Below are 7,206 nucleotides of genomic sequence, written 5' to 3'. Positions count from 1 at the left end.
CCGCCGTACCCATTGTAGTAATAGACACCACTAAAACGGCGTTGCCTACACGCCAGGCCGGTAAGGTGGCCTTCTTTAATTTGAAAGATGATAACCTGGCCAATGAGCAGTTTGCCTTTACCCTTAACTGGGAAGGATTCGGTAAGGCCACGGTAACCTCTATAGAAGTATATGCCAGCTATAACAAGGCCGAGTCCAGCGTGCCGGCTTACCCGCTGGTAATATCCTCGCCCGGTAACCAGTACACTAATATTGCGCAGTTCCCGCTGCCCAGCATTGTGGGCACCAATGATCATTTGTATGAAACGGTGACCACTTTTCCAAAATCATACACCTTCACTGCCACAGAGTTAGCAGCCATGAACCAGGTAAGTTTAAGCAATGTGAAGGTAAATGACTATTTCCTTTTTAAATTTATACTGAACCTGGGCGACGGCCGCCGGATCGTAACCTTCTTTAACAACATCTGCGACGAGGCAAGGGGCGAACCCGGTGATTGCCGTGTTGGCGTAAGGTTTAAGAACCTGTAATAATGCTTCAGCGATCTTTAAAAAGAAATGAAAATAATTATATGCGGAAATTAGTAAAGGAAACCTTATTGGCAGCCCTGCTGCTGCAAGCCGGCAGCACCCTGTATGCGCAGGATAAGCAGTACACAGCAGAAATAAAAGCGCTGGCAGATAAGCCGGCTGTTAAAAAAGCATTCCAGTCCATCATTGACATGGAGCCGCAAACACTCAGCGATCACCTGATGCTAACGGAAATTGCAGCGCCGCCTTTTAAGGAAATGAAACGTGCGGAAAAATATGCAGCCATGATGAAGGCCGCTGGCGCGGATTCTGTGTGGATCGATAATGTAGGCAATGTGCTGGCCAAACGTAAAGGTAAGAAGGGCAAAAAGGTAGTAGTGCTGGAAGGCCACCTGGATACCGTTTTCCCGGAAGGAACGGATGTAACGGTGAAGCATAGGGGCGATACACTGGCCGCCCCGGGTATTATAGATGATACCCGTGCGCTGGCCATGGTGCTTACCGTGTTAAAAGCCATGGAAAAGAACAGTATTGAAACAGAGGCAGATGTGTTGTTCTGTGGAGTGGTAGGAGAAGAAGGGCAGGGCGATCTGCGGGGCGTAAAGAACTTGTTCAGCGATAAAGGCCCTGGTAAAATAGATACCTACATTGCCATCGACGGCTGGGATACGGAAAGCATTACGCACCGCGGATTAGGCTCACACCGTTATAATATCACGTTCAAAGGCCCGGGCGGCCATTCCTCCGGCGCTTTTGGTTTGGTTAACCCGCACAATGCACTGGGACGCGCCATTCATTACTGGGCCATAGCGGCAGACAGCTTAACCAGGCAGCCGGGCGAAAGGCTTACCTATAACGTAGGTGTAATAGGCGGTGGTACTTCTGTAAACTCTATTCCTTTTGAATCGTGGATGGAAGTAGATATGCGCTCAGAAAGCCCGGAGCGTGTAGCCGCTGCCGATAAGCTGCTGCAGGATGCCGTGCAGCGCGGTTTGCTGGAAGAGAACCAGATGAAACGGGCCGGCGCCGACCTTACTGTTGATGTAAAGCTGATAGGCGACCGCCCCTCCGGTGGTTTAGACAGTAACCTGGCCGTTATACAACGCGCAAAGGCAGCCATTGCATTCATCGGCGGATCGCCTAAATTGCGTGTAGGCTCTACCAATTCCAACATCCCCATTTCCAAAGGCATACCGGCCATTACAATGGGTAGCGGCGGTAAAGGCGGCAACGCACATGCCCTGCAGGAGTGGTGGATCAATGATAATGGTTACCTGGCCATACAGCGCACCCTGCTGGTATTGCTGGCAGAAGCAGGCATAGCAAAATAAAATAATAACGCTAAAATACCACGTCAAAACACACTGCTAACTTCACATTCATATTGCTGAATTATGAGAAACAAATTTTACCGCCTGTTAACCCTGCCATTGCTCAGCGCAGTCATGGCATGGGGGCAAACTGTTCCCTCACCAAAGGAACACTTTGGGTTTAACATCGGCGATGATTACAAACTGGCTAACTACACGCAAACAGCCGCCTACTTTAAAAAGCTGGCCGCTTCTGACCGCACGCAGCTGGTAGATATCGGTATGACGGAAGAAGGCCGCCACCAGTACATGCTCATCGTATCCTCTCCGGAGAATATTAAGAACCTGAAACGTTATAAAGAGCTTTCTCAACGACTGGCGCATGCAAAAGGGCTAACGGACGAGCAAGCACGTAGCCTGGCCGCTGAAGGCAAATCCGTAATATGGATCGACGGCGGCCTGCATGCTACAGAAGTCGTAGGCGCGCATCAGCTGATTGAAACCATGTACCAGCTGGTAACCCGTACAGATGCGGAAACCATGAACATCCTCAACAACGACATTATTCTGCTTACTCATGCCAACCCCGACGGGCAGGAGCTGGTATCCGACTGGTATATGCGTGAAGCAGATCCTAAGAAACGGGCCAGCAACATACCACGCCTGTACGAAAAATATGTGGGGCACGATAATAACCGGGATTTTTACATGATGAATATGAAGGAGAGCCAGAACATCAGCCGCCAGCTGTATGTGGAGTGGCTGCCGCAGATCATGTATAACCACCACCAGCGCGGCCCCGCAGGCTCTGTGCTGGCAGGCCCGCCGTACCGCGATCCGTTCAACTATGTATTTGATCCGCTGATAGTAACCAGTATTGATGCGGTAGGCGCCGCCATGAACAACCGCCTGAATGTGGAAGGTAAGCCGGGCTACACCCAGCGCGCCGGTTCACAGTTCTCAACCTGGTGGAACGGCGGTTTGCGTACCGCGCCTTACTTCCATAACATGATAGGCCTGCTCACAGAGATCATTGGTAATCCCACGCCGGAAACGGTACCACTGGTGCCGGAGCGCCTGATCCCTAACGGCGCCACGCCCAACCCAATAGTGCCGCAGGTATGGCATTTCCGCCAGTCAATAGATTATTCAGTATCCCTGAATTACGCTGTGCTGGATTATGCCGCCCGCTACAGAACAGAGCTGTTGTATAATATTTACAAAATGGGCAGGAACTCCATTGACCGTGGCAGCCGTGACAACTGGACCTTTTATCCGAAATACATTGACAGCATACAGGCTGTAGCCAAAGCAGAGAAGAAGAAAAAAGATACGGCAGCTACCGCAGCGGAAGGAGAGGAGGGCGGCGAATTTTCCTTTGGCCGGGAAGATACCATTGCCAATAAGTACTACAGCATGATCTTAAAAGATCCTAAGCTGCGCGATGCGCGGGCATATATCATACCTGCGGATCAGCCGGATTTTCCCACAGCAGTGCGTTTCCTGAATGCGCTGATCCTGTCTGGCATTGAGGTGCAGAAAGCGCCTGCCGCTTTTACTGCAGCGGGTAAAAGCTATCCTGCCGGTTCCTATATCGTTAAAACAGACCAGGCTTTTCGCCCGCATGTAATTGATATGTTTGAACCACAGGATCATCCGAATGATTTCCAGTATCCCGGTGGCCCGCCCATCCGCCCGTATGATGCTGCCGGCTGGACCTTAGCTTTCCAGATGGGCATAAAATTCGACCGCATCCTGGATGCCGTGGACGGTCAATTCCAGCAGGTGCCTTATGGTGAGCTGCAATCACCGCCCAAACAAGCTGTAGCCGCAGCCAAAGCAGGCTACCTGATAGATCCGCGCATTAACAACGCATTTATAGTGGTGAATGATCTGCTGAAAGCAGGCGTAAAGGTATACCGCATACCCGCAGGCGGCGCCTATTATATTCCGGTGGCTGCCAAGGCACAGGCTATATTGGAAAAGGATGCAGCTGATTTTGGTATAACCGTTACCGGTACTGATCAAAAACCAGCTGCACTAACGGCCCTGTCGCCCATGAAGATAGCCATCTGGAATAACTATGGCGGTTCCATACCGGCCGGCTGGATGTTGTGGTTAATGGAGCAATACCATTTCTCTGCAGAGTTTATTTATTCCAAAGCTATCGATGCAGGCGGCTTAAAGAAAAAGTACGATGTGATCATTTTTCCAACCGGCGCTATCCCGGATACGGGCAAGCCTAAACGTGCGCCCCGCATGGGTGGTAATGATAGCAGACCACCTAAACCGGAAGACCTGCCGGAGCAGTACCGTGGCTGGTTAGGCAAGATCAATGCCGACACCTCTATACCGCAGTTAAAACAGTTCCTGGAAGAAGGCGGGGAGATAGTGACCATTGGCACCAGCACCAACCTGGCTTATCACCTGAAGCTGCCGGTGCAAAGCGCATTAATGGAAAAGAACAGCAAGGGAGTGATGAAACCATTAGCCGGTTCCAAATATTACATACCCGGTAGCTTACTAACAGCATCGTTAGATACTACAGCCGTTGAAAACTATGGCATGCCTGCCAGTAATGATGTATACTTTGACCGCAGCCCGGTGTTTAAGCTTACCAGTGAAACCGCCGGCATTAAAAAGCTGATCTGGTTCCCAACTGATAAACCGCTGCACAGCGGCTGGGCCTGGGGCCAGCAATACCTGAAAGACGGCGTGGCTGCTTTTGTAGCGCCCGTAGGCAAAGGCAAGCTGTATGCTTTTGGGCCGGAGATCACTTTCCGCGGACAATCACACAGCACTTTTAAACTGCTCTTTAACCAGCTCTATAAACAAAATTAAGATTGAGGGGTTTGTCCATTTAAGGACCTGAAGGTTTCAATGCTGTACTCCATCACCCTTTTAATGGCGGACCCTCAATTTTTTACATTCAAAGTAAGGTCCATGAAACGAAGCATGATAACATTCTTTACCACGGAGCATGTACATGCGGAGTTCCATCCGGCCAATTAAAAAAATCAAAAGATATTCGGATGAACTATAAATTCTTCACCACCATTGCAATAGGACTATGCCTGGCCATACCGTCCTTTTCGCAAAACATTCCCTCTCCAAAGGAGCACTTTGGCTTTAACATCGGGGATGATTACTACCTGGCCAACTACACGCAAACCGCTGCGTATTTTAAAAAGCTGGCCGCCGCAGACCCTGACCGTGTGAAGCTGGTAGATATCGGGATGACGGAAGAAGGCCGCAGCCAGTATATGCTGGTGATCTCTTCTGCAGATAACATGAAAAAGCTGTCGCATTATAAAGAGATCTCACAAAAGCTGGCCCGTGCAGAAGATGTGAGTGTGGAGCAGGCAAAGGCCATGGCAGCAGAAGGGAAGGCTGTAGTATGGATCGATGGCGGCCTGCACGCCACAGAGGTAGTAGGCTCCCACCAGCTGATAGAAACCGCTTACCAGGTTTTGAGCCGTAAGGATGAAGAGACCAAACGCATCCTGGACAACGTGATCATTCTGTTCACCCATGCCAACCCGGACGGGCAGGAGCTGGTAGCCAACTGGTATATGCGTAACAGTGATCCCAAAAAGCGTTCTACAGACCAGATACCACGCCTGTACGAAAAGTACATAGGTCATGATAACAACCGCGACTTTTACATGATGAATACCAAGGAAAGCACCAACATGGGCAAACAGCTATACATGGAGTGGATGCCGCAGATCATGTACAACCACCACCAGCGCGGGCCGGAAGGTTCAGTGCTGGCAGGCCCGCCGTACCGCGATCCCTTCAACTATTTCTTTGACCCCTTAATGATCACCGGTATTGATGCATTGGGTGCAGCCATGTACACCCGTTTGAATGCAGAAGATAAACCAGGCTTTACCCGTTTAACCGGTTCCAGCTTCTCCACCTGGTACAATGGCGGTTTGCGTACTACCTCGCAGTACCATAACATGATCGGGTTGCTTACAGAGATCATTGGTAATCCCACACCGGAAAAAATACCGGTAGTGCCGCAGCGCCTTATTCCTAACGGCGCCACACCGTTTCCAGTAAAACCAACAGACGACTGGCATTTCCGCCGCTCTATAGATTACTCCGTATCGCTGAACTATGCCGTGCTGGACTATGCCGCCCGCCAGCGCGATGAGGTGTTGTTCAACATTTACAAGATGGGTAAGAACGCCATTGACCGCGGTAACCAGGATACCTGGACCTTATCACCCAAACGTTCCGAAGCCATCACCGCCGCTTACAAAGCAGATAAAGCCGGTACCGACAGCACCAGCGCAGATGAAAGCGATCCGTTCGGATGGGGCAGGAGAGGCAGTAACATCGACATGAAATATTATGATGCCGTATTAAAGAACCCGGCCAACCGTGATCCCCGGGGTTACATTCTCTCCGCTGATCAGCCGGATTTTGCCACTGCGGTGAAGTTCCTGAATGCGCTGGTTAAGAATGGCATCAGCATACAAAAGGCAACAGCTGCATTTACGGTGGAAGGTAAGCAGTATCCCGCAGGTTCTTATGTGGTGCGCACTAACCAGGCTTTCCGTCCGCATGTGCTGGATATGTTTGAGCCGCAGGATCATCCGAATGATTTCCTGTATCCCGGCGGGCCTCCCATTCGCCCTTATGACGCTGCCGGCTGGACGCTGGCTTACCAGATGGGCGTGCACTACGACCGTATCCTGGACGATTTCCAGGGGCCGTTTGAAAAGATCCCTTATGGCCAGCTGCTGGATGCACCCAAAGCAACGGTAACTGATGCTGCTGCAGGCTACCTGTTAAGCGCACACGAAAACAATGCTTTTATTGCAGTAAATGATCTGCTGAAAGCAGGCGTAAAAGTATATCGCGTACCCACCGCTACGGCGGAAGCACCGCAGGGCTCTTTTTATGTACCTGCCGGTGCTAAAGCTAAAACACTGCTGCAGCAATCCGCCGTAACATTAGGCGTGGAAGCCAGCGGCGTAAAACAAAAACCCGGCGGCCTGGTAGCTGTAAACCCGGCGCGTATAGCCTTGTGGGATACCTATGGCGGTTCCATTCCATCCGGCTGGGTGCGTTGGATCTTAGAGCAATATCATTTTCCTTTTTCAGTAATTTACCCAAAAGACATAGACACCGGCAATCTTCGTAAACAATATGATGTGATCGTTTTTGTAACCCGTGCAATCCCGGCGCCCAAAGGAATGGCGGAAGGCGGCCGTGGCGGCGGCTTCCAGTTCAAAGAACCTGTACCGGAAGAAATTCCGGAGGAGTTCCGGCACAACCTGGGTAAGATCACTGCAGAGAAGTCTGTACCCGAGCTGAAAAAATTCCTGGAAGCCGGCGGCACTGTGGTAACC

Annotated in this window: 4 protein-coding genes; all 4 read left to right on the top strand. The window is 50.8% G+C overall.

All coding sequences use genetic code 11. The annotated features are described in order from the left end of the window. Window positions 1–530: hypothetical protein (locus tag VIM87_RS29840; protein ID WP_332000512.1), on the top strand; the 530-nt coding region annotated here is incomplete at its 5' end. Window positions 531–571: 41 nt separating this feature from the next. Continuing rightward, the gene (locus VIM87_RS29835; RefSeq protein ID WP_332000511.1) at window positions 572–1,861 is read left to right on the top strand and encodes a M20/M25/M40 family metallo-hydrolase; all 1,290 of its coding nucleotides are present in this window, start codon (window positions 572–574) and stop codon (window positions 1,859–1,861) included. A gap of 63 nt (window positions 1,862–1,924) precedes the next feature. Next, a complete protein-coding gene (locus tag VIM87_RS29830) occupies window positions 1,925–4,681 on the top strand; it encodes a M14 metallopeptidase family protein (RefSeq protein WP_332000510.1) in 2,757 nt (918 codons plus the stop codon). Window positions 4,682–4,872: 191 nt separating this feature from the next. Then, window positions 4,873–7,206 (top strand): M14 metallopeptidase family protein (locus tag VIM87_RS29825; RefSeq protein ID WP_332000509.1); only part of this gene is annotated, 2,334 nt, incomplete at its 3' end.

The organism is Chitinophaga sp. (assembly GCF_036569125.1).
In the GTDB taxonomy this organism is placed as follows: domain Bacteria; phylum Bacteroidota; class Bacteroidia; order Chitinophagales; family Chitinophagaceae; genus Chitinophaga.
The sequence above is the reverse complement of the archived record's forward strand: the minus strand, read 5'-3'. Positions and strand labels throughout refer to the sequence as shown.

What these genes read in the sequence shown, in the direction of transcription:
- VIM87_RS29835 (WP_332000511.1), top strand. Translation starts at nt 572, where the DNA reads ATGCGGAAATTAGTAAAGGAAACCTTATTGGCAGCCCTGCTGCTGCAA.
- VIM87_RS29830 (WP_332000510.1), top strand. Translation starts at nt 1,925, where the DNA reads ATGAGAAACAAATTTTACCGCCTGTTAACCCTGCCATTGCTCAGCGCA.